Origin of the sequence: Bradyrhizobium sp. PRIMUS42 (assembly GCF_023006515.1) — a bacterium.
Classification (GTDB): Bacteria; Pseudomonadota; Alphaproteobacteria; order Rhizobiales; family Xanthobacteraceae; genus Bradyrhizobium.
This window is the reverse complement of sequence record NZ_JALBGZ010001443.1, coordinates 1-637: the sequence shown is the minus strand read 5'-3', so window position 1 is coordinate 637 and position 637 is coordinate 1. Positions and strand designations below refer to the sequence as shown.

The window sequence follows — 637 nt, the reverse complement described above, 5'->3', positions numbered from 1 at the left end:
CGCGGTCGAGGCGCGCCACGCCGACCTCGCGCTGGCTGTGCTGTCGGCCCTCGTCGAGGTCCGAGAATTGGCCGCAGACGCGACGCGGCCGAGCGTTCCTTCCGTTCACCCCATGCTGGGCTCGCCTTACCAGCCGCTCGCTTGCGACAATTTCCGCTAGACCCACCAAGGACTCCAGAAATGTTGACGTTGACACATGGCGTTGAACAACCGCTGCGGTGGACTGAACGTCAGCCGGCGCTATCGAAGCTGCGCATGGCTCAGCTCAAGCGCCTCGCGCTGCATGCGCTAGCCGTGCTCTCGATGGGCAGCGTGCTCACCGCCCTGATCGCGTTGAGAGCCGCCATCTATCTCTGGCATCTCCACGCCTGACGGGGATTGACCAGCATGCCGCTCCTCAAGGGAAATCTGGAGCAGGTGGTCACCGTGACCATCCTGACCATGACGCTGAGCCTGATCTGGGGCGCGATCCTGACGCTCGTGATCACGCTTCTCGCGCGCGGGCTCGGAGTCTAGCTCCCCGCCTCCCTCTCGATCAGCCGGGCCAATTCCGCCGCTGTGACCTCGATCGGCCGGCCGCTGCGCTCGACGCGGGCCTGGATCAGCGCGCCCTGAAGCGCCGACGTGCAGAGCACCG

1 protein-coding gene is annotated in these 637 nt (G+C 66.1%); it reads left to right on the top strand.

Going from position 1 to position 637, the window contains the following annotated elements:
- Positions 1–387 precede the first annotated feature (387 nt).
- Positions 388–516 (top strand): hypothetical protein, encoded by a 129-nt coding sequence (locus MOV75_RS42515; RefSeq protein WP_258719558.1) that lies wholly within the window; start codon positions 388–390, stop codon positions 514–516.
- The last annotated feature ends 121 nt before the right edge of the window (positions 517–637 follow it).